General features: G+C 65.1%; 18 protein-coding genes and 1 pseudogene. 8 read left to right on the top strand and 11 right to left on the bottom strand.

From position 1 onward, the window contains the following. Positions 1–10: 10 nt before the first annotated feature. On the top strand, positions 11–982 hold the full coding sequence (gene ybiB, locus AB4Y34_RS03490; protein WP_176382458.1) for a DNA-binding protein YbiB: 972 nt from the start codon (positions 11–13) through the stop codon (positions 980–982). A 377-nt stretch (positions 983–1359) separates the two neighbouring features. Then, a pseudogene (locus AB4Y34_RS03485) lies at positions 1360–2346 on the top strand (2-isopropylmalate synthase); the annotation flags it as partial. 191 nt (positions 2347–2537) lie between these two features. Here AB4Y34_RS03485 and AB4Y34_RS03480 read toward each other — a convergent pair. Together AB4Y34_RS03480 and AB4Y34_RS03475 are read right to left on the bottom strand one after the other, a co-directional pair. Beyond that, a complete protein-coding gene (locus AB4Y34_RS03480; protein WP_008921685.1) occupies positions 2538–2921 on the bottom strand; it encodes a nuclear transport factor 2 family protein in 384 nt (127 codons plus the stop codon). A gap of 41 nt (positions 2922–2962) precedes the next feature. Next, complete coding sequence (locus AB4Y34_RS03475) at positions 2963–3526, bottom strand: acyloxyacyl hydrolase (protein WP_368715254.1); 564 nt, start codon at positions 3524–3526, stop codon at positions 2963–2965. 353 nt (positions 3527–3879) lie between these two features. On the opposite strand from AB4Y34_RS03475, the gene rpoH reads away from it, so the two are divergent. From rpoH to cydB, 4 genes are all read left to right on the top strand, one after another. Continuing rightward, on the top strand, positions 3880–4815 hold the full coding sequence (gene rpoH, locus AB4Y34_RS03470; protein ID WP_176382453.1) for an RNA polymerase sigma factor RpoH: 936 nt from the start codon (positions 3880–3882) through the stop codon (positions 4813–4815). A 414-nt stretch (positions 4816–5229) separates the two neighbouring features. Beyond that, positions 5230–5490: a cytochrome oxidase putative small subunit CydP gene (gene cydP / locus AB4Y34_RS03465; protein WP_176382451.1), complete on the top strand. Its 261-nt coding sequence runs from the start codon at positions 5230–5232 to the stop codon at positions 5488–5490. Then, positions 5480–7072: a cytochrome ubiquinol oxidase subunit I gene (locus AB4Y34_RS03460; RefSeq protein WP_176382449.1), complete on the top strand. Its 1593-nt coding sequence runs from the start codon at positions 5480–5482 to the stop codon at positions 7070–7072. The genes cydP and AB4Y34_RS03460 overlap by 11 nt, the downstream gene beginning before the upstream one ends. Positions 7073–7106: 34 nt before the next feature. Next, a complete protein-coding gene (gene cydB / locus AB4Y34_RS03455) occupies positions 7107–8243 on the top strand; it encodes a cytochrome d ubiquinol oxidase subunit II (RefSeq protein ID WP_368715253.1) in 1137 nt (378 codons plus the stop codon). Between the two features lie 122 nt (positions 8244–8365). On the opposite strand, the gene nagE is transcribed toward cydB, so the two are convergent. From nagE to AB4Y34_RS03430, 5 genes are all read right to left on the bottom strand, one after another. After that, positions 8366–10165, bottom strand: coding sequence for an N-acetylglucosamine-specific PTS transporter subunit IIBC (gene nagE / locus AB4Y34_RS03450; RefSeq protein ID WP_368715252.1), 1800 nt, complete (start codon positions 10163–10165; stop codon positions 8366–8368). Between the two features lie 131 nt (positions 10166–10296). Beyond that, a complete protein-coding gene (gene ptsP / locus AB4Y34_RS03445; RefSeq protein ID WP_368715251.1) occupies positions 10297–12864 on the bottom strand; it encodes a phosphoenolpyruvate--protein phosphotransferase in 2568 nt (855 codons plus the stop codon). 38 nt (positions 12865–12902) lie between these two features. Further along, positions 12903–13919 (bottom strand): SIS domain-containing protein, encoded by a 1017-nt coding sequence (locus AB4Y34_RS03440; protein WP_176382441.1) that lies wholly within the window; start codon positions 13917–13919, stop codon positions 12903–12905. After that, positions 13903–15006 (bottom strand): N-acetylglucosamine-6-phosphate deacetylase, encoded by a 1104-nt coding sequence (gene nagA, locus AB4Y34_RS03435; protein WP_176382439.1) that lies wholly within the window; start codon positions 15004–15006, stop codon positions 13903–13905. The genes AB4Y34_RS03440 and nagA overlap by 17 nt, the downstream gene beginning before the upstream one ends. 75 nt (positions 15007–15081) lie before the next feature. After that, positions 15082–15816 carry a GntR family transcriptional regulator gene (locus AB4Y34_RS03430; protein WP_013088293.1) on the bottom strand — a complete coding sequence of 245 codons (735 nt, stop codon included), beginning with the start codon at positions 15814–15816 and terminating at the stop codon, positions 15082–15084. Positions 15817–16184: 368 nt separating this feature from the next. On the opposite strand from AB4Y34_RS03430, the gene AB4Y34_RS03425 reads away from it, so the two are divergent. Next, positions 16185–17111, top strand: a complete 927-nt coding sequence (locus AB4Y34_RS03425; RefSeq protein WP_368715250.1) for a GNAT family N-acetyltransferase — start codon at positions 16185–16187, stop codon at positions 17109–17111. Positions 17112–17188: 77 nt separating this feature from the next. On the opposite strand, the gene AB4Y34_RS03420 is transcribed toward AB4Y34_RS03425, so the two are convergent. Next, a complete protein-coding gene (locus AB4Y34_RS03420; RefSeq protein WP_176382433.1) occupies positions 17189–18001 on the bottom strand; it encodes a MetQ/NlpA family ABC transporter substrate-binding protein in 813 nt (270 codons plus the stop codon). Between the two features lie 271 nt (positions 18002–18272). On the opposite strand from AB4Y34_RS03420, the gene AB4Y34_RS03415 reads away from it, so the two are divergent. Further along, positions 18273–18563, top strand: a complete 291-nt coding sequence (locus tag AB4Y34_RS03415) for a YciI family protein (protein ID WP_176109643.1) — start codon at positions 18273–18275, stop codon at positions 18561–18563. A gap of 75 nt (positions 18564–18638) precedes the next feature. On the opposite strand, the gene AB4Y34_RS03410 is transcribed toward AB4Y34_RS03415, so the two are convergent. From AB4Y34_RS03410 to AB4Y34_RS03400, 3 genes are read right to left on the bottom strand one after another with little or no spacing between them, the layout of a single operon-like run. After that, on the bottom strand, positions 18639–19268 hold the full coding sequence (locus AB4Y34_RS03410) for an SCO family protein (RefSeq protein WP_368715249.1): 630 nt from the start codon (positions 19266–19268) through the stop codon (positions 18639–18641). A 4-nt stretch (positions 19269–19272) separates the two neighbouring features. After that, a complete protein-coding gene (gene cyoE / locus AB4Y34_RS03405) occupies positions 19273–20178 on the bottom strand; it encodes a heme o synthase (RefSeq protein ID WP_176109645.1) in 906 nt (301 codons plus the stop codon). 5 nt (positions 20179–20183) lie between these two features. Continuing rightward, a complete protein-coding gene (locus AB4Y34_RS03400; protein ID WP_368715248.1) occupies positions 20184–21293 on the bottom strand; it encodes a heme A synthase in 1110 nt (369 codons plus the stop codon). Between the last annotated feature and the right edge of the window lie 13 nt (positions 21294–21306).

Below are 21306 nucleotides of genomic sequence, written 5' to 3'. Positions count from 1 at the left end.
CTTGCGCACGATGACCGACTCGACCAATACGACTTCTCCCTTCCCCTGCGCCCGCTTCATCAAGGAAATCGGCCGCGGTCCGAACGGCGCCCGCGCGCTGACCGCCGACGACACCCGCGCGCTCTACACCGCGATGCTCGACGGCCGCGTCGACGATCTCGAGCTCGGCGCGGTGCTGCTCGCGTATCGCGTGAAAGGCGAAACCGCCGACGAACTCGCCGCGATGCTGGCCGCCGCGCATACGTCGTTCGAGCCGGTGCGGCTGCCCCACGGCGCGTTTCGGCCCGTTTCGATTCCGTCGTACAACGGCGCACGCAAGCAGCCGAACCTCGTGCCGCTGCTCGCACTGCTGCTCGCGCGCGAAGGCGTGCCGGTGCTCGTGCACGGCGTCACCGAAGATCCGGGTCGCGTGACGAGCGCGGAAATTTTCACGCAGCTGCGCATCGCCCAGGCGCAGTCGCACGCGCAGATCGAAGCGGGTCTCGCCGAGCGTCGCGTCGCGTTCGCGTCGATCGACGTACTCGCGCCCAAGCTCGCGCGCCTGCTCGCGCTGCGCCGGCGCATGGGCGTGCGCAACTCGACGCATACGCTCGTGAAGCTGCTGCAGCCATTCGCGCCCGCGGGGCTGCGGCTCGTGAATTACACGCATCCGCCGTATCGCGACAGTCTCACGCAACTGTTCATCACGCATCCCGATGCGGCCGTCGGCGGTGCGCTGCTCGCGCGCGGCACCGAAGGCGAGGCGGTCGCCGATACGCGCCGCCAGGTGCAAGTCGACTGGCTGCATGACGGCATCTGCGAGACGCGGCTGCCGCACGAGCGCTCTTCGCCCGATGCGCCCGAAGTCGAGCTGCCCGAAGCGCGCGACGCGGCGACCACGGCCGCCTGGATCGACGCCGTGCTGCGCGGCGAAGCACCGGTGCCGGGCGCGATCGAACGGCAGGTCGAGCTGATCGTCGATATCGCGAAGACGGCGGCCTGACGGTCGCGGCTTGACAGGCCAGCGCACGCCGTCATACATTTGGCCCCATGCGTTCCCTCCCGAACACCCTCCGAATTATCTCCGGCCGCCTAGCGCGGCCCCTATCGCTACGCCTGGCGTAAGTCACGCGTAGTGCCGCGCGCTGGCAGTTCCGGTTGCCGTCGGCGGTCCTCCCGGTAGTTCCCGCAGTCTCGCTTCACCCCCGTCGTAGTTCTCCACAATCTGTCGTCGTTTGCATTCGTCCGTTTACCGCGCGGGCGAAGCGAGAGGATCAAATGCACGTTGCCTCGGGCATCCGCATCGTGCATGCGTGACAGTCGGCCAACCGCTCGACGTCCCACCCTCCGCCGACGACACCACGAATGAGGCACCTCACCATGTTGCGCAATCCCGCTGAAAAGTACCGCCCCTTTCCCGCCGTGCGGCTGACCGGCCGCAAATGGCCGAGTCGGACGATCGACGCCGCGCCCGTCTGGATGAGCACCGACCTGCGCGACGGCAACCAGGCGCTGATCGAACCGATGGACACCGCGCAAAAGCTCGAGTACTTCGAGATGCTGGTCGCGATCGGTTTCAGGGAAATCGAAGTGGGCTTTCCGTCGGCCTCGCAGACCGATTTCGACTTCGTGCGCAAGCTGATCGACGAGCGGCGCATTCCCGACGACGTCACGGTCGAAGTCTTCGTACCGTCGCGCGCGGAGTTGATCGCACGCACGTTCGAAGCGCTCGAAGGCGCGCCGCGCGCGATCGTGCATCTGTATAACGCGATCTGCCCGTCGTTCCGCCGCATCGTGTTCCAGCAATCGAAGGACGAGATCAAGGCGCTCGCAGTCGAAGGCACGCGTGTCATCAAGGAACATGCGCAGGCGCGGCCGGGAACGCACTGGACCTTCCAGTACTCACCCGAGACCTTCAACACGACCGAGCTGCCGTTCGCGCGCGAGGTATGCGACGCGGTCGCGCAAACGTGGCGGCCGACGCGCAATCACAAGATGATCGTCAACCTGCCGGCGAGCGTCGAAGCGGCCACGCCGAACGTATTCGCCGACCAGATCGAATGGATGCACCGCAACCTCGGCTACCGCGACAGCATCGTGCTGTCGGTGCATCCGCACAACGATCGCGGCACCGCCACGGCCGCGGCGCAGCTCGCGCTGCTGGCGGGCGCGGATCGCATCGAAGGCTGTCTGTTCGGCAATGGCGAGCGCACCGGCAACGTCGATCTCGTCACGCTCGCGATGGACCTCGACGCGATGGGTATCGACAGCGGTCTGGATTTCTCGGATCTCGCGGCGATCCGGCGCGTGGCGGAGCGCTGCACGCGGCTTCCAGTGGCCGCGCGGCATCCGTATGCGGGAGAAGTGGCGATGCGCGGCTCACGCGCGGCGCGCGACGCGGATGCCGAGCGCGATGAATACGGCGCAAACAGCCGCGATAAAGCTGAGGATTGCGCAACCGCGTAAATCGGACTTGAGCTTGCGGCGGCGGAGTGCGCACCCCGCATTCGGCTGCCGGGACGGGCGCGCTCACGAGGCGCGCCCGCGCGATGAAAATCTCACTCCAGCGCGCAACGCGTCGCCTGCCATGCGATCAGCCGCCACTGGCCGTCTTCGTGTGTGTGAATCGCGGTGTAGGCAATCGGGAACAGCAGCGCGCCGTTGTTCGCTTCCATCTCGATCAGCGCGCGGCCCGTGACCACGTAGGTCTCGCGCCCGGCCGGCAGGACGTCTTGCGACTGCACCTCGATTTGCCGATAACGACGGCGCCCCGCGGTGATCCCGTCGATGAACTGTCGCTTCGTCTCGCGCTTGCCGTTCGTATGAACGTAGCTCACGTTGTCAGCGAGCAGCGTGTCGAGCGACTGCCCATCGCCGTCGACCATCGCGCGAAATCGCTCTCGCTCGAGCCCGCGAATCGCTTCGATCATCTTTGCCGCCATTGCAGAGCCCCTCGAACACCGCGAGCCGCAAGGGGCCACGGTCAGAAGTGATATTGCAAATATAGCTGGCTGAAATTTATACCAGGATTCGGCTCTTTGATACCGCCATTGGAAACATGCTGGAAGCGGTAGCCGGCGACATACTGCCGATGAGCGCCGAACTGCAGCCCGACGCCCGCCATCTCGGAGAACTGGAACGCGGTGCCCAACGTGAAGTCGGAAGAAATGCGCGGGCTGGTCAGCAACCCGACACCGGCACCCACCTCGATGAATGGCCGCACCAAGCCCGACGACTTGGCGAAGCGGATCACCGGCGTCACACCGATCTCGCCGATGTTGTCGTGAACGTTTCCTTCATTGGTGTGCCACCACGCGACGTGCGCCTCGCCGATCAGCGCGAAATTCCAGTCGCCGATCTGCCACCAGGTGAGGTTCGGGTCCCAGACCACGCCGAGATCGAGCCTCTTGACGTGACGATCACCGACGCCGGCGGCCACCAGCACGCCGAACTGGTCGGCCCGGGACGCGCCCGCCGCACCCAGCAGCAGAACGGCCAACGCACTTTTTAGAGTAAGTCCACGGACCACAAGATTCTTGTCGTTCATTCAGCCCCCATTCTGGTGACTATTAAGCGAGCGCCCCCTTTGTTCCAAGCACGATTTAGGGGCAAGTATCTTCCAGATAATGCGCCCAAACAGCAATTATTCACTTTAGAACAGAATGATGTCAGTCGATCATGAGGCTGCAGCCGCCTCGAACGGTAATTTGTACAGGTTCAACGCACAATGCAAATAGAGCGTATGATAACTATCAGAAATCAACGCTCAATAGGATTTTCCGGAACTTGGATACCCCTGCGACATCTAAGTATTAGCACTCGGCAGATCTGAGTGCTAACATCCATCGCTGGAGTCGTTTACTGAGTACGCAATTGTCTGATTCCAAAGGAGCTTCACACGTGAGCCATGCAATGACCCTTCCGAGTACTTTGAGCCCGTCGTCGGCTAAGGCCGCTCCGGCAGGTGCACTGGCGCTCTCGCATTCCTCGCTGCTGTCCGGTCAACTGGGCAACATCGACGCCTATATTCAGGCGGTCAACCGGATTCCGATGCTGACGCCGGCGGAAGAACGCCAGTTCGCCATTGAATTGCGCGAACATGACAATCTGGAGGCGGCGCGCCGCCTCGTGCTGTCGCACCTGCGACTCGTCGTGTCGATCGCGCGTAACTATCTCGGTTACGGGTTGCCGCACGCCGACCTGATCCAGGAAGGCAACATCGGCTTGATGAAAGCGGTCAAGCGCTTCGATCCCGAGCAAAACGTGCGCCTCGTGTCGTACGCGATGCACTGGATCAAGGCCGAGATCCACGAATACATCCTGCGCAACTGGCGCATGGTGAAGGTCGCCACCACGAAGGCGCAGCGCAAGTTGTTCTTCAACCTGCGCAGCCACAAGCAGGGCCTCGGCGCGTTCACGCCGGACGAGATCGATGGTCTCGCGAAGGAACTGAACGTGAAGCGCGAAGAGGTCGCGGAGATGGAAACGCGTCTGTCGGGCGGCGATATCGCGCTGGAAGGTCAGGTCGAAGACGGTGAAGAGTCGTACGCGCCGATCGCCTATCTGGCCGACTCGCATAGCGAGCCGACCGCCGTGCTGGCTTCGCGTCAGCGCGACCGGCTGCAAAGCGACGGCATCGCAAGCGCGCTCGACGCGCTCGATCCGCGCAGCCGCCGCATCATCGAAGCGCGCTGGCTGAAGGTGGCCGACGACGGCTCGGGCGGCTCCACGTTGCACGAGCTGGCCGACGAGTTCGGCGTGTCGGCCGAACGTATCCGCCAGATCGAAGCCAGCGCGATGAAGAAGATGCGCGGCGCACTGACCGAGTACGCGTAAGCGTCGAAGCCATGCGCGCGTCAATTGTGTCCCGCCCACGACGTGGGTAACAGCGACACACGGTAACCGGTCGCGTACTATTTAGCGACCATCGCGCTCAAGCCCCGCCCTCGCAAGACGGCGGGGCTTTTTCATTCCTTTCGTCCATTCGTGCGTCTCCCGGCCGCAGCGCATTCGCGTAGGCCTGTCCCCAAGCCGGCCTGTCGAGCCCGGTAAGCCTTTCTTGACGTATCGCGAGTCCGGTAGCAATACTGGACAGACGCGGCAAGTTTCGCGACGTGATGCCGCATGGCTAACCCTCAGAGCACGAGGTTTCCCCTCCTACAATCGGCATGCATTCGCCAGACTGCCTGACGGCAAGGGCGGTCTGGATCCGGCCGGACTCTCCGGCGTGAAGTCGTCTTTCGACCGATCATGACCCTAGCCCTCAATCGCAGCAGCACTGTCCGGTCGCGCTTGCGCGGCGGGTTCAGCAGGTGGGTGCGCGGTCCAACGCTGGCGCGCGATATCGCCATCATTCTCGCCATCAAGTTCGCCCTACTGATGGCGCTCAAGTTCACATTCTTCAATCATCCGCAGGCGGAGCACATGATGCTGCCGCCTCAGCAGGTCGCGCAGGCGCTACTGTCGGTGCCCGCCCCGCATCCGTCCGGAGGTGATCAACATGCCCGTTAGCGAAGTCGTAGAACTGTCGCGGTTCCAGTTCGCCATCACGGCGCTTTATCACTTTCTGTTCGTGCCGCTCACGCTCGGCCTCGCCTGGTTGCTCGTCATCATGGAGTCGGTCTACGTGATGACCGGCAAGCAGATCTACAAGGACATGACGCAGTTCTGGGGCAAGCTGTTCGGCATCAACTTCGCAATGGGCGTCGCGACCGGCCTCACGCTCGAGTTTCAGTTCGGCACCAACTGGGCCTATTACTCCCATTACGTCGGCGACATATTCGGCGTGCCGCTCGCCGTCGAAGGACTGATGGCGTTCTTCCTCGAATCGACGTTCGTCGGTCTGTTCTTCTTCGGCTGGAACAGATTGTCAAAGGTCCAGCATCTGATCGTCACGTTCTGTGTCGCGCTCGGATCGAACCTGTCGGCGCTGTGGATTCTGATCGCCAACGGTTGGATGAACAATCCGGTCGGCGCGACGTTCAACTACCAGACGATGCGCATGGAGCTCGACAACATCGGCTCGGTGATCTTCAACCCGGTCGCACAGGTGAAGTTCGTGCACACGGTGTCGGCCGGTTACGTGACCGCGGCGATGTTCGTGCTCGGGGTGTCGTCGTGGTACCTGTTAAAGCGCCGCGACACCGAATTCGCGCTGCGCTCGTTCGCGATCGCCGCCGGTTTCGGCCTCGCGTCGGCGCTGTGCGTAATCGTGCTTGGCGACGAATCCGGCTATCGGACCGGTGAAGTCCAGCAGGTCAAGCTCGCCGCGATCGAATCCGAATGGGAGACCGCGCCCGCGCCCGCGCCGTTCACGGTATTCGGTATTCCCAATCAAAAAGAGCAGCGCACCGACTACGCGATCCGCGTGCCGTACGCGCTCGGCATCATTGCGACCCGCTCGCTGAGCGAACCCGTGGTCGGCCTGCGCGACCTGATCGCTGAAAACGAGGGGCGCATCAAGAACGGCATGCTCGCCTTCGCGGCGCTGCAAAAGTTGAAAGGCGGCGACTCGAGCGACGAAGCGCACGCCGCGTTCGACAAGTACAAGGACGATCTCGGCTACGGCCTGCTGCTCAAGCGGTTCGCGCCGAACGTCACCGATGCGACGCCAGAGCAGATCGCGGCCGCGGCAAAAAGCACGATTCCGCCAGTGCTGCCGCTGTTCTTCTCGTTCCGCATGATGGTCGGCCTCGGCCTGCTGTTCCTCGCGACCTTCGTGCTCGCGTTCTGGTTCTGCGCGCAGCGCACGCTGCTGCTCGAAAAGCGTCGCTGGTTTCTGCGCTGGGCGGTCCTCGCGATTCCGCTGCCGTGGATCGCCGCCGAGCTAGGCTGGATCGTCGCCGAAATGGGCCGCCAGCCGTGGAGCATCGCGGGCATTCTGCCGACCAACCTGGCCGCATCGACACTGACGCCGCGCGATCTGTATCTGAGCATCGGCGGCTTCGTGCTGTTCTACACGGGGCTGTTCGTCATCGAGATCATGCTGATGCTCAAGTACGCACGGCTCGGCCCTTCGTCGCTGCATACCGGCCGCTATCATCACGAGAACGACCAGCAGGTGACTCAGCCGCTGTCGAACACGGCCGCGTGACGCGCCGCCACACCGCTTCAGAGGAATAAGCCATATGGACTACGCAGCTCTCAGACTGATCTGGTGGGTATTGATAGGTGTACTGCTGATCGGCTTCGCGCTCACCGACGGCTTCGACATGGGCGCGGCGATCCTGCTGCCGTTCATCGCCAGGACGGACTCCGAGCGCCGCATCGTCGTGAACACGGTCGGCGCGACGTGGGAAGGCAACCAGGTCTGGTTCGTGACCGCGGGCGGCGCGATGTTCGCGGCGTGGCCGCTCGCCTACGCGGCATCGTTCTCGGGCTTCTACTTCGCGATGCTGCTGGTGCTGTTCGCGCTGTTCTTCCGTCCGGTCGGCTTCGACTATCGCGGCAAGCGCGAGGATCCGCGTTGGCGCAACGCGTGGGACTGGGGTCTTTTCATCGGCGGCTTCGTACCGGCGCTGGTGTTCGGCATCGCGTTCGGCAATCTGCTGCAAGGCGTGCCGTTCTCGTTCGATACCGACCTGCGCGTCACCTATCACGGCAGTTTCTTCGGCCTGCTCAATCCGTTCGCGCTTCTGACGGGTCTCGTCAGCGTGTCGATGCTGGCCGCGCACGGCGCGGCGTTCGTCAAGTGGAAGACCGATGGCGAGGTTCACGAGCGCGCGTCGAAGGCGCTGCAGCTCTCGGCGCTATGCGCGGTGGTGCTGTTTCTCATCGCGGGCGCGCTCGTCGCGACGATGATCGGCGGCTATCAGATCGTCGACATGCCACCGCTCGACGCGGTCTCCAATCCTTTGATGAAAACCGTGATCGGCGCGCCGGGTTTGTGGCTGAACAACTACGCGCTCTATCCGTGGACTGCGATCGCGCCGCTCGCGGGTTTGGTCGGCGGAGTGCTCGCGGTGCTGCTCGCACGCTCGCGCTTCGAGGCGACGGCATTTCTGTCGACGTCGCTGATGGTCGTCGGCGTGATCCTGACCGCGGGCTTCTCGATGTTCCCGTTCATCATGCCTTCGTCACTCGACGGCCGCAGCAGCCTGACCATGTGGGATTCGACGTCGAGCCAGATGACGCTCGAAATCATGCTGTTCGCGGTGATCCTGTTCCTGCCGATCATCCTCCTCTATACCGGCTGGGTTTATCGCGTGATGCGCGGCAAGGTGACCGCCGCTGCGATCAAGGAAAACCACCATTCGATGTATTGAGCGGGACCATAAGCGGGTGGCTCGCCAGGCGGCACGCTTTGGTCGTAGACGCGAAAGCGGCACCTTGGGATGGGACAAGGTGCCGCTTTTTCTCTCAACAGTGCCCGACAGCCATCAGCCGATCAAGCCGGCACCGGCGCCGCGCCCGCGCCACCGCCTTGCGACGACAGCCGCTCGGCCAGCTTCTGCGCATAGCGCTGCGCGGCCTCGCCGACGACGATATGGAACGTGTCGGTCGACACCCACGCGGTATCGAGCGACGCGAGGCGCTGACGATCGATCGCCGCCGCATCGCGCACGACCACGCGCAGACGCGTCGCCGCGACCGCATCGAGCGACACCACGTTGCCCGCGCCGCCGAACACGGCGAGCCAGCGCAGCGGATCGGGGTCGAGCGGGCCGCTTTGCGCGTCGTCGGCGTGCCCGGCGTTTCGCGCGGCCGGCGCGGCAGCGGTAGCCGGCGCCGACACGGCAGCACTCGCCACCTTCACTGCGTCGCCCTGACCCTGCGCGATCGCCGTACGCATCTCATCGGCAATGATGTCCGCTTCCGGTCCGATGATCACCTGCACGTTGTTCGCGCCGCGCTTGAGCACGCCACGCGCGCCGATCGACTTCAGTTCGCTTTCAGAGACCTTGTCCGCATCGACGACCGACAGGCGCAGACGCGTCGTGCATGCATCCACGACCGACAGGTTCGCTGCCCCACCGAGCGCCGCGATATAACGCTGCGCACGCGGCACGGCCGCACCGGCCGCCGGCGCAACGAAACCACCCGCCGCGAACGACTCGACCTGCTCTTCCGCAGCGGCCGGCTCACGGCCCGGCGTCGCCATGTTGAACTTGCGGATGAAGAAGCGGAACAGACCGTAGTACACGACCGAGTACACGATACCGAGCGGAATCGCCCACCAGCCCTTCGTCGACAGACCGAAGTTCAGCACATAGTCGATGAAGCCCGCCGAGAAGGTAAAGCCGAGGTGAATGCCGAGCGCCGAGCAGATCGCAAGCGACAGCCCCGTCAGCAGCGCGTGGATCGCATACAGCACCGGCGCAAGGAACATGAAGCTGAACTCGATCGGCTCGGTCACGCCGGTCAGGAACGACGTGAGCGCCATCGAGAACAGCAGGCCGCCGGCCACTGCGCGACGCTCCTTCGGCACCTCGTGGAACATCGCGAGACACGCGGCCGGCAGGCCGAACATCATCACCGGGAAGAAGCCGGTCATGAAAGTGCCCGCGGTCGGGTCGCCGGCGAAGAAGCGGTGCAGGTCGCCCGTGACCGCCGCGCCGCCGGCCGGCGTGAAGCTGCCGAACACGAACCACGTCAGCGAGTTCAGGATGTGATGCAGGCCCGTGACGAGCAGCAAGCGGTTCAGCACGCCGAACACGAATGCGCCGAGCGCGCCGGCCGTCGTGAGCCAGTGGCCGGCCAGATCGATCGCGCTCTGCACCGGCGCCCACACGTGGCCGAATATGATGCCTAGCACCACGCAGACCACGCCTGTCACGATCGGCACGAAGCGTTTGCCGCCGAAGAACGCCAGGTAGTCGGGCAGCTTGATGTCCTTGTAGCGGTTGTACAGCAGCCCCGCGACGATCCCCGCGATGATCCCCGACAGCACGCCCATGTTGAGCTTGTCGTTGATGTCCTTCATCACCGCGGTCTGCACCAGATAGCCGATCGCGCCAGCCAGACCCGCGACGCCGTTATTGTCTTTGGCGAAGCCGACCGCCACGCCGATCGCGAACAGCAACGGCAGGTTGTCGAAGATCGCGCCGCCCGCATCGGCGATCATCTTGATGTTGAACACGTCGGGCTGGCCGAGCCGCAGCAGCAGGCCGGCGACCGGTAGCACCGCGATCGGCAGCATCAGCGCGCGTCCCAGGCGCTGTATCTTCAGAAACGGATTTGCATCCATCGGTATCTCCAATTTTGTCTCGTGGGGTACGTCTTCGGTGAGTAGTGCAGCGATGCGGAGAATCGCGCCGCGCGTGAAGGCAGCCGTACTGCCGGACGCACGGCGTGCGAGTTCTCCATTTGATTAATCTTTCAATCGAGCGGCCACGTCGCGCGGCTTGCGGCTCGAACCGCCTGCGCCGAGTCGAGCGCGAGCGCCTCGCGAGCGCGCTGGCGGCACAACTGATAGTCGAGCGTGCGCACGCGTGCCTTGATGCCGGGCACCGAGACCGGATCGACCGATAGCTCGGTCACACCCAGGCCCACCAGCAGCGGCATCGCGAGCGGGTCGCCGGCGAGCGCGCCGCACACGCCGACCCATTTGCCATGCTTCGCGGCACCTTCGACGGTCGCCGCGATCAGCCGCAGCACCGCCGGATGCAGGCCGTCCGCCTGCGCCGCGAGATCGGGCTGGCAGCGGTCCATCGCGAGCGTGTATTGAGTCAGGTCGTTGGTGCCGATCGACAGGAAATCGGCGTGCTGGGCGAGCTGATCGGCGAGCAATGCGGCCGACGGCACCTCGATCATCACACCCACTTCGACCGGCTCGGTACTGCCCGCTTCGCGTGCGAGTTCGTCGATACGCTTGCGGATGCGGATCAGTTCGCCCGCATCGGTGACCATCGGCAGCAGGATGCGCACGGCGCCGATCGGACGCACCGCAAGCAGGCCACGCAGCTGGTCGTCGAGCAGATCGGGGCGCACCTGCGCGAGGCGCACGCCGCGCAGGCCGAGCGCGGGATTCGGCTCGGGCGGCAGCGTCAGATAGTCGACTTCCTTGTCCGCGCCGACGTCGAGCGTGCGGATGATCGCGCTGCGGCCGCGCAACGCATCGACGATCGCCTGATAGCTGTGGCGATGCTCGTCCGCGCTCGGCGCGGCCGGGCGGTGGATGAACAGCAGCTCGGTGCGCAACAGGCCGACCGAGTCGGCGCCGTTGTCGACGGCGGCCTTCGCATCGTCGAGCGTGGCGATGTTGGCGGCCACTTCGATCGCGCGGCCGTCGGAGGTCACCGCTGACTGCTGCGACGTGCGCCGATTCGCTTCGCGCACATCGGCGAGGCGGCCGCGTTCTTGTCGCGCGCGTTCGACGTCGAGTTCGGTCGGCGCGAATTCGAGCCGGCCGTTGCTCGCGTTCACCACCACCTGCGCGCCATCGGGAACCGCATGCAACGCGTCGCCGACCGCGACCAGCGCCGGGATGCCCGCCTGACGCGCGAGAATCGCCGCGTGCGAGGTCGCGCCGCCGCGTGCCATCACGAGCGCGGTCACACGCGTGCGGTCGAGCGACGACAGATCCGACGGCGTGAATTCGTCGGCCGCGAGCACCGCCTCGTCGGGCAGCGCGCGGGCCGCGCTGCTCGTGTAGCCGAGCGCGCGCTGCACGCGCTTTTCGATGTCGCGCAGATCGGCGGCCCGCTCGGCGAGCAGTGCGTCCTCCACATTACTCAGGATGTCTATTTGCGCGCGGATCGCCTCGCGCCACGCAAAACCCGCGCTCTTGCCGAGGCTGATCAGATCGCGCGCGGCGTCGAGCAGCGTCGGATCTTCGAGCAGCACGCGATGCACCGCGAAAATCCCCGCCTCGCCGACCGAGCCGCGTTGCGACGCATCGCGCACGATCGTGTCGAGATCCGCATCGACGGTCGCGATCGCCTTGTCCAGCAGACGGCTCTCCGCCGCCGACGTGCCGCTCGCCTGCTCGGGCGGATCGACATCCGCGTCGTCCCAGCGCACAAGCTTACCGACGGCGACGCCCGGCGCCGCGCATACACCCGCGAGCGTATTCGGCGCGAGCGGCTCGCCCGCGGCGGGCGTGGCAACCACGGTCGTCGGTGCTGTCGCCGGTCGCGCGGGCTTGTGTTCCACCTCACCGTGCGCTTCGCGCGTCAGTTCATCGGCGACAGCATCGACCGCCGCCTGCGCGTGCGGACCGACGCCGAGCAACTCGACGCTCGCGCCTTCGCCGGCACCGAGTCCCAGCAGACCCACCACGCTTTCGATCGGCGCCTTGCGTCCGTCGTAGCGCACCTCGACGCGCGCGTCGAAGCCGCGCGCCGCTTCGCGCGCTCGCGCCGCGGGCCGTGCATGCAGACCGCCCGCGTGCGTCAGCGTGATCTGCCGGCGCGCTTCGTCCATCACCTGCGCGGCGCACGCCTCGCGCGCCGCGTCATGGCTGACGCCTTCGCGCGCGCGCAGCACCAGCAGCGGCGTTGCGCCGGCCTTGACGTGACCGTCCGGCGCCCGCTCGATGATCTCGAACGCATCCGAATTCGCGATTGCGACCACCGACACGAGGCTCGGCGCGTTCAGCGCGACCTGATCCTGATCGAACTCGATCAGCACGTCACCGGCGCGCACCTTGGCGCCCTGCGCGACCATCGGCGCAAAACCCTTGCCGTTCAGCCCGACCGTGTCGATACCGATATGCAGCAGAATCTGCGCGCCTTCGGCGCTCTCGAGCGTCACCGCGTGGCCGGTGCGCGCGAGATGCGTGACGACGCCGTCGCACGGCGCGACGAGCCGCCCCTCGAGCGGATCGACGCCGATGCCGTCGCCGAACATGCCGCCCGAAAATACCGGGTCCGGCACCTTCGCGAGCGGCACCACCGGACCGGTCAGCGGTGCAAGCAAAACAATGTGATCTTCGGAATGGCTCATCAGGTTGGACTTCTCGACACGTCGCATCGTCGTTCTCGTCAGTGAGTTTCGGTGACTTTGTTCAGATGGCGTGGCGCGTCGGGATTGCGCCCGCGCGCGGCGGCAAGATCCGCGGCCATCACGTAAAAGGACAGGATGGCGGCGATCGGATCGAGCGCCGCGTGTGCGGTGGCGACGAGCGGCAGCGAAGCTTCCGCGACGTCATCGGGTGCCGCGAGCAGCACGCGCGCGCCGCGCGCGCGCATGTCTTGCGCGAGTTGCAGCAGACCCGCCTGCTCCGGCCCGCGCGGTGCGAACACGAGCAGCGGATAGTCGCGGTCTATCAGCTCCATCGGACCATGACGCACTTCCGCGCTCGAAAATGCTTCGGCCTGGATGCCGGAAGTTTCCTTCAGCTTGAGCGCGGCTTCCTGCGCGATCGCGAGGCCAAGGCCGCGGCCGATCACGATCATCCGCTCGATGCCGCGCAAGTCGTTGACGGCCATCGACCAGTCGAGGCGGCCCGCGCGTTCCAGCGCGTCGGGCAGCGTATTCAGTCCAGCGAGCAACTCGGCGTCGTTCTGCCAATGCGCAATCAGTTGCGCGGAGATCGACAGCATCGCGATGTAGCTCTTGGTCGCGGCAACGCTCAGCTCGGGACCGGCGACGAGCGGCAGATGCCACTCGCACGCGTCGGCGAGCGGTGAGCTCGGGGCGTTGACGGCGGCGACCGTCAGCGCGCCGGCTGCTCGCAACGCGTTCATCGTGCCGACGAGGTCGGGGCTCTTGCCCGATTGCGAAAACGCGAGCGCAAGCTGATCGCGCACCTGCAGCGGCGCCTGCTGCAGCGTCGCGACCGACATCGGCAGCGACGCGACCGGCACGCCCAGGCGGCTCATCGTCAGAGAGGCAAAGTAACTGGCGGCGTGGTCCGAGCTGCCGCGCGCGACGGTCAGCGCGACGTGGCGCGGCTGTTGCGCGAGCTTCGCGGCGAGCGTCGCGACGCGCGAGGAGTCCTTGAGCTGCTCGGCGACCGTTGCGGGGGACGCGAGCGCTTCTTTAAGCATATTCGACAATGGCTTCTCCTTCGACGTAGGTTGCGCTAAGCGCCAGCTCGCGGTCGAAGACGACCACGTCGGCCCACGCACCGCGCGCGATGCGGCCGCGGTCCTCGATGCCGAGATAGTCGGCGGCGTAGCGCGACAAACGGTGGGATACATCGGCGATCGGCAGGCCGATCGAGACAAGATTGCGCAGCGCCTGATCCATCGTCAGCGTGCTGCCCGCGAGCGTTCCGTCGGCCAACCGTACGCCGCCCAGACACTTGGTCACGTGCTGGCTGCCGAGGCGGTACTCGCCGTCGGGCATGCCGGTGGCCGACGTGCTGTCCGTCACCACGTACAGGCGCGGAATCGCGCGCAGCGCGGTGCGGATCGCACCCGGATGCACGTGCAGCAGGTCGGGAATGATTTCGGCGTATTCGGCGTGCGCGAGCGCCGCGCCGACGAGGCCAGGGTTGCGGTGATGCAGCGGCGACATCGCGTTGAACAGATGCGTGAAGCCGCACGCGCCGTGCTTGAGCGCGGCGACCGCGTCGTCGTAGGTGCCGAGCGAATGGCCGAGCTGCACGCGCACGCCACGCGCCGTCATCTCGGAGATGATCTCCATGTGGCCGGCGATCTCGGGCGCCAGCGTGACGACGCGGATCGGCGCGATCGACAGATACTTGAGCACCTCGTCCATCACCGCCGACACCGCCGCGTCGGGCTGCGCGCCGAGCTTGCCGGGGTTGATGTACGGCCCTTCCAGATGCACGCCGAGCACCCGCGCGCAGCCCGGCGTGCGCACCCGCGTGACGGTGCCGAGCCCGGCGACGACGTTCATCAGTTCGTCGCGCGGCGCGGTCATCGTCGTTGCGAGCAGGCTCGTGGTGCCGTAGCGCGCATGCGTGCGGGTGATCGTTTCGATCGCGTCGCCGGCTTCCATGACGTCGGCGCCGCCGCCGCCATGCACGTGCAGATCGATGAAGCCGGGCAGGATGTACGGTGCGTCGTTCGTCGACGGATCGACGCGCTCGCCTGACAGCGCCGTGATGCGGCCGTTTTCGTATTCGAGCGTGCCGTGGATCCACCCTTCGGTGGTGAGTATGTTTCCGGTCAGCATGGGTCTCTCTGGTGCGTGATACGTATGCGGCAAAAGTGCGTTCGCCGGACTTGCGGCCTATGCGGCCCGCGCAGTTCAGGTACGCAATTCAGCGACGAAGTCGTAGTAGTCGTCGCGGCAATAGGTGTCGGTCAGCTCGATCGCGCGCTGATCCGCGCTATAGCCGATACGGGTAATGACCAGCAGTGCGGTGCGCGGTTCGATGTCCATCAGCGCGGCGATTTCGCTCGACGCGTTGACCGCGCGGAAGTGCTGCAACGCGCGTACGACAGCCGCGCCGCGTTGCTCGAGATAGCTGTACAGCGAGTCACCGATCACGAGCGGATCGGGCACGATCGCGACCGGCAGCGCCGAATGCTCGACCGCCATCACGATGCCGTCCGCGCGCCGCAGCCGCCGCAGGCTCGCGACGGCCGCCCCCGGCGACAGGCCGAGGTGCAGAAGCTCGTCGCGATTGGCAGCGCGCACATCGCGTTCGAGCCATACCGAATCCGGGCGGAACCCGCGCTGCTGCATCTTCTTCGTGAAACCGGTGAGACGCGACAGCGGGTCTTCGACGCGCGGCGTGATGAAACTGCCGGCGCCGCGCGAGCGTCGGATCAGTCCCTGCTCGACCAGCAGCTCGATCGCCTTGCGCGCGGTGATGCGCGATACGCCGATCGCGTCGGACAGCGTGCGCTCGGAGGGCAGAGCCTCGCCGGCCGACCAGACGCCGCAATGGATCGCCGTCGCCAGGTTGCGCGCGAGCTGTAGGTAGAGCGGCGTGACGTTGCGCACGTCAGGCATCAATGCGGACCAGCGAGTTTCCATGGGACTCCAGGGACGCCGCGAGCAGCACGGCCTCGAAAAATGAGAGCCCATTATATAACCAACATAATACCAGTCAACGGACTGGTTCCATGTTGGTCAGGACGGCCAGAAAGCCTTACCAGGTAAGGTTAAGATGCGAATTTAAGCGCTGTTGCGAAAGGGATTCGCGGACCAGGACTTTCCCGAATCGGACCAATTGACGATACCAGCAAGCTGCGACCGGGCTTTAGTGGTATCAAAACACCCTCGATGATCAATACCTGTTTAATACCAATTGGCGCCAGGCTGCGATGGACCGGCTTTGTAAATAAGGGGCGTGCCGATATAGTGCGCTGTACCGACCACAAAAAGTTTCGGGGGAGCCGTCCTTGACTGATTCCGAGGCGCTGCGGCGCGCTCAGGCCGTCCGCCATTTCAATCGCTTCTATACCCAGTGCGTCGGCGCCCTGCACGAGCATCTGGCGCGAAGCGAGTTCTCGCTGACGGAAGTGCGCGTGCTGCACGAGCTATCGCGTGCCCGTGCGCAGACAGCATCGGTGCTCGGGCGCGCGCTCGGCCTCGATAGTGGCTATCTGAGCCGCTTGCTGACCAGTTTCGAGCGACGCAACCTGATCTCGCGCCGCCCGTCCGACACCGACGCGCGCCAGTCGCTGATCGCGCTCACCGAGCACGGCCACGCCACCTACGCACCGCTCGAGGCCGCCGCCATCCACGAAGCACTCGGCCTGCTCGATAAACTCAGCGCGCTATCGCAGGAGCATTTGATCGCCGCGATGAAGCTGATCGAGCGGCTGCTCGGCGACAAGCCGAAGCATGAGCTCGTGGTGCTGCGTCAGCCGCGCGCCGGCGAATGCGGCTGGCTCGTGCATCGGCAGGCGCAGTGGTTCGCCGCGCAATACGGTTGGGATCACACGTTCGAGGGCTTGCTCGCGCGCGTCGTCGCCGAGTACGCGCAGCGCAACGACCCAGTGCGCGAGAAGTGCTGGATCGCCGAACAGGAAGGTCTGGTGGTCGGCTCGGTTTGCCTCGTGGGGGTTTCGACGACGGTCGCGGGCATACGCCTGCTGTGGGTCGAACCGGACGTGCGGCGGCTCGGCATCGGCACGCAGCTGATCAGCGAATGTGTGCGCTTCGCGCGGCGCGCGGGCTACACGAAGCTGACGCTGACCACCGCGAGCGCATTGGCGGAGCCGCGGCGGCTTTGTGAGCGCGCTGGATTCAAGCTGGCCGACAGCGCGACGCAGCGCCGCTTCGGCCACGATCTGATGATCGAAAGATGGGAGTTGGAGCTATAAAAAAAGCACGCGCCTGTGCGGCGCGTGCTTTTTGCGATGCCATGCGGCTGCGCGTGTGATCGCGCTGAACGCGTCGCTTAGAACGACGGCACCATCGAACCCTTGAACTGCGTCTTGATGAACTGGCGCACGTCTTCCGACTGATACGCGGCGACCAGCTTCTTCACCCACGGCTGATCCTTGTCCTTCGTGCGCACGGCGATCAGGTTCGCGTACGGGCTGTGGATGTCTTCGAGCGCGATCGCGTCCTTGGTCGGCTGCAGGCCGGCGGCCAGCGCGAAGTTCGTGTTGATGACGGCAGCATCGACGTCGGCGAGCGAACGTGGCAGTTGCGCAGCGTCGAGCTCGACGAACTTGATCTTCTTCGGATTGTCGACGACGTCGAGCGGCGTCGCGTTGTTGCCGCCCGTGGCCGCGCCGTCCTTCAGCTTGATCAGGCCTTGCGCCTGCAGCAACAGCAGCGCGCGATTTTCGTTCGACGGATCGTTCGGCACCGCGACCTTCGCGCCTTGCGGCAGATCCTTCAGCGACTTCAGCTTCTTCGAGTACGCGCCTAGCGGCGAGATGTACGTGAGGCCCGCGTTGACGAGCTTGTAGCCGCGCTGCTTGGTCTGGCTATCAAGGTACGGCTGGTGCTGGAAGCTGTTGGCGTCGAGGTCGCCGGCATCGAGCGCGGCGTTCGGCTGGATGTAGTCGTTGAACTCGACGACCTTCACGTTCAAGCCTTCGCGCTTCGCAACCTTGGTGACGACTTCCCAGATCTGCGCGTCCGGGCCGCCGATCGTGCCGACCTTGATGACCTTGTCGTCGGCGTACGCGCCGAAGCTGGTCAGGATCGCCGCACCGGCGACGACTGCGGTGAGGGCTTTGAGGATATTTCTGCGCTGCATGTGTTTCTCGCTGTTGCGGTTCGACTTTTTGAGTCGATGGCTCCGATGGATGCCGGAGTCGGATGAAAATGGGCGGCGCTCCGGTTCGTGCTGGCGCGCCGTCGGCCAAGCCCTAAATTGTTTCATACGGGCGGCAAGTTGGAAAATACCCTTAGCGCATATGGATATGCAGAGCGCGAGCGTGCTGACTAGCGCGACGCAAAACCGCAGCTAACCGATAATTCGGAGCCGTGGCCTCGCAAGGCCCACTCAACCGCCACTGAGGACGACCATGTATGTGATCAACCTGATCTACACCGCCCCGCTCGATCGTATCGACGACGCGCTCGACGCGCATCGCGCGTTTCTCGCCAAGCAGTTCGACGCGGGCATCTTCGTCGCGGCCGGGCCGAAAGTGCCGCGCGACGGCGGCATCATCCTCGCGGTGCGTATCGAGCGCGACAGGCTGGATCGCATTCTCGCGAGCGATCCGTTCGCCGAGCAACAGCTCGCGCGCTACGAGGTGACGGAGTTCAAGACAACGCGTATCGCGCCGGGGCTGAATCTGCCGACCCCGGTTTGAGCGCGAGTTGCGAAGAGGAGATCGATGCGGGGACGCGTAAGCGGCGGCGCGACAAAAAGCCGCCTGCGATACGCGTCAATCGAGCAAAAGCTTGAAGTCGTGCACCCACGGCGTCGCGCCCTGACCATCGCGCGCGAACAGACGCAGCTTGCCGTCCGTGTCGAACACATAGCTCGCGGCCGTGTGGTCCATCGTGTAGCTGTCGGGCGTTTCGCCCGGCACCTTCGCGTAGTAGACGCGGAAGTCTTTCGCGAGCTTCGCGAGTTGCTCTTCGCTGGCAGGACGCAAGCCCACGAAGCTCGGATTGAACGCCGGCACGTATTGCGCGAGCAACTGCGGGGTGTCGCGCTCGGGGTCGAGTGTGACGAACAGCACCTGCACACGCTTCGCGTCTTCCGGGCCGAGTTGCTGCAATGCCTGTGACAGCTCGGCCATCGTCGTCGGGCAGACGTCCGGGCAATGCGTATAGCCGAAGAACAGCACGACGACCTTGCCTTTGTAGTCGGCAAGCGTGCGAATCTTGCCGGACGTGTCGGGCAACGAGAAATCGCTGGCGAATTGTGTATTGCCGGTGATGTCGAGATTCGTAAAAGCCGGCGGCTGCTTGCCGCAACCGGTCATCAGCAGTGTGCCGCCCAGCGCCGCGCCGAGCGCGCATGCGATCACAGCGGCGCGCGCGACGCGCGCAAAGCGGTTGTTGAGCATGGTGTTACGCGCCGATTACGACGCGCGCATAGTGGTCGATCAGCAGCGCGGCAAACAGCAGCGACAGATAGACGATCGAATAACGGAAGGTTTTGCGCGCGAGCTCGTCCGAATACTCCCGGTAGATCTTCCACGCATACGCGAGAAACACGGCGCCCAGTAGCACCGCCGCCGCGAGATACACGACGCCGCTCATGCCGGAGATGAAGGGCATCAGCGTGACCGCGAACAGAATGACCGTGTAGAGCAGGATATGCAGGCGCGTGTACTTTTCGCCGTGCGTGTTCGGCAGCATCGGCAGGCCGGCGTTTTCGTAGTCCTTGCGGCGATACAGAGCGAGCGCCCAGAAATGCGGCGGTGTCCATACGAAGATGATCAACACCAGGATCCATGCGTCGCCGGGCACGTGGCCGGTGACCGCTGCCCAGCCGAGCGCCGGCGGCATCGCGCCCGACGCGCCGCCGATCACGATGTTCTGCGGCGTGGCCGGCTTCAGCAGCAGCGTATAGATGACCGCATAGCCGACGAACGTGGCGAGCGTCAGCCACATGGTCAGCGGATTGGCGAACGTGTACAGCGTCCACATGCCGAGGCCGCCGAGCACGGCCGAGAACAGCAGGATTTGCCGGGTAGTAATTTCGCCGCGCGCCGACGGACGCCACGACGTGCGGCGCATTTTCGCGTCGATCTGCTGCTCGACGAGGCAATTGATCGCGAACGCAGCACCGGCCAACAGCCAGATGCCGACGGTGCCGCCGATCAGGACGGTCCACGGCACCATGCCCGGCGTCGACAGGAACATACCGATGACCGCGCAAAACACCGCGAGCTGCGTAACACGCGGCTTGGTCAGTGCGAGATATTGGGAGACCCGGCTGCCGGGCGATTGGGAGAGTGTTGTGCTGTCCATGTGAGTCACGCTGGCGCGGCTTCGCGCGCAGAGATCGCAGCGCGGCCGGGACGGCTATAAGCGATCCGAAAGTTTAACATAACGAGCAGTAGCAGCAGGATCGCGGCCCCGCCGTTATGGGCGACCGCGATCGGCAACGGCCATTGCAGCACGATGTTCGACAAGCCGGTGATGAACTGGATGAGCACCACCAGCAGCACGCCGTTGGCGGGTCGCCGCAGCGACTCGAAACGGCGCATCTTCACGGCGAACCACACCAGATAGGCGATCACGGCGAATGCGAACGTGCGATGCGTCCAGTGAATCGCGACCAGCGCATCCTGCGTGATCACGTCGCCGTCGCCGGTCATGCCGAGCGCGCGCCACAGGTGAAAGCCGTGCGCGAAGTCCATCGGCGGAATCCATTGGCCGTTGCAGGTCGGGAAGTCGGTGCACGCGAGCACCGCGTAGTTCGTGCTGACCCAGCCGCCGAGCGCGATCTGCAGTGCCAGCAGTCCTAGACCCGCGAGCGCCGCCGAACGCCAGCGCGCGGCTTCCGGCTCGTAGGCGGGCAGCGGCGTCAAGCGCGCCCCGAGCCAGCCGAGGGTGCCGAGCAGCGCGAGGCCGAGCAGCAGATGCGTGGTCACGATGATCGGCTGCAGCTTCATCGTCACGGTCCACGCGCCGAACGCGCCCTGCACGACGATCAGGAGCAGCAGCGAAGTCGGCCACCACGGTGACACGTGCAGCGGACGACGCTTGATGCGCGCCGTCCACGCAATGATCGTCTGCGCGATGATCAGCACGCCTATCGCCATCGCGAAGTAGCGGTGGATCATTTCGATCCACGCCTTCGTCATGCTGACGGGACCGCTCGGCATCGCCTGATAGGCGGCGGAGATCGCCGCGTGCGCGATGAACGGCGACGACGTGCCGTAGCAACCGGGCCAGTCCGGGCAGCCGAGGCCCGAATCGGTGAGGCGCGTGAAGCCGCCGAACATCACGAGATCGAGCGTGAGGAAGGTGGTGAGCCAGACCAGCTTGCGGAATTTGTTGTCGTCGGCCTTGACCCATACGTAGGACAGCGGCAGCAACGCGATACACAAGCCGATCAGGCCCAGTTGCAATACGAACATCTCATTTACCCAG

The sequence above is a fragment of the Paraburkholderia sp. BR10954 genome, assembly GCF_040965775.1.
GTDB classification, from domain to species: domain Bacteria; phylum Pseudomonadota; class Gammaproteobacteria; order Burkholderiales; family Burkholderiaceae; genus Paraburkholderia; species Paraburkholderia youngii.
The sequence above is the reverse complement of the archived record's forward strand: the minus strand, read 5'-3'. Positions and strand labels throughout refer to the sequence as shown.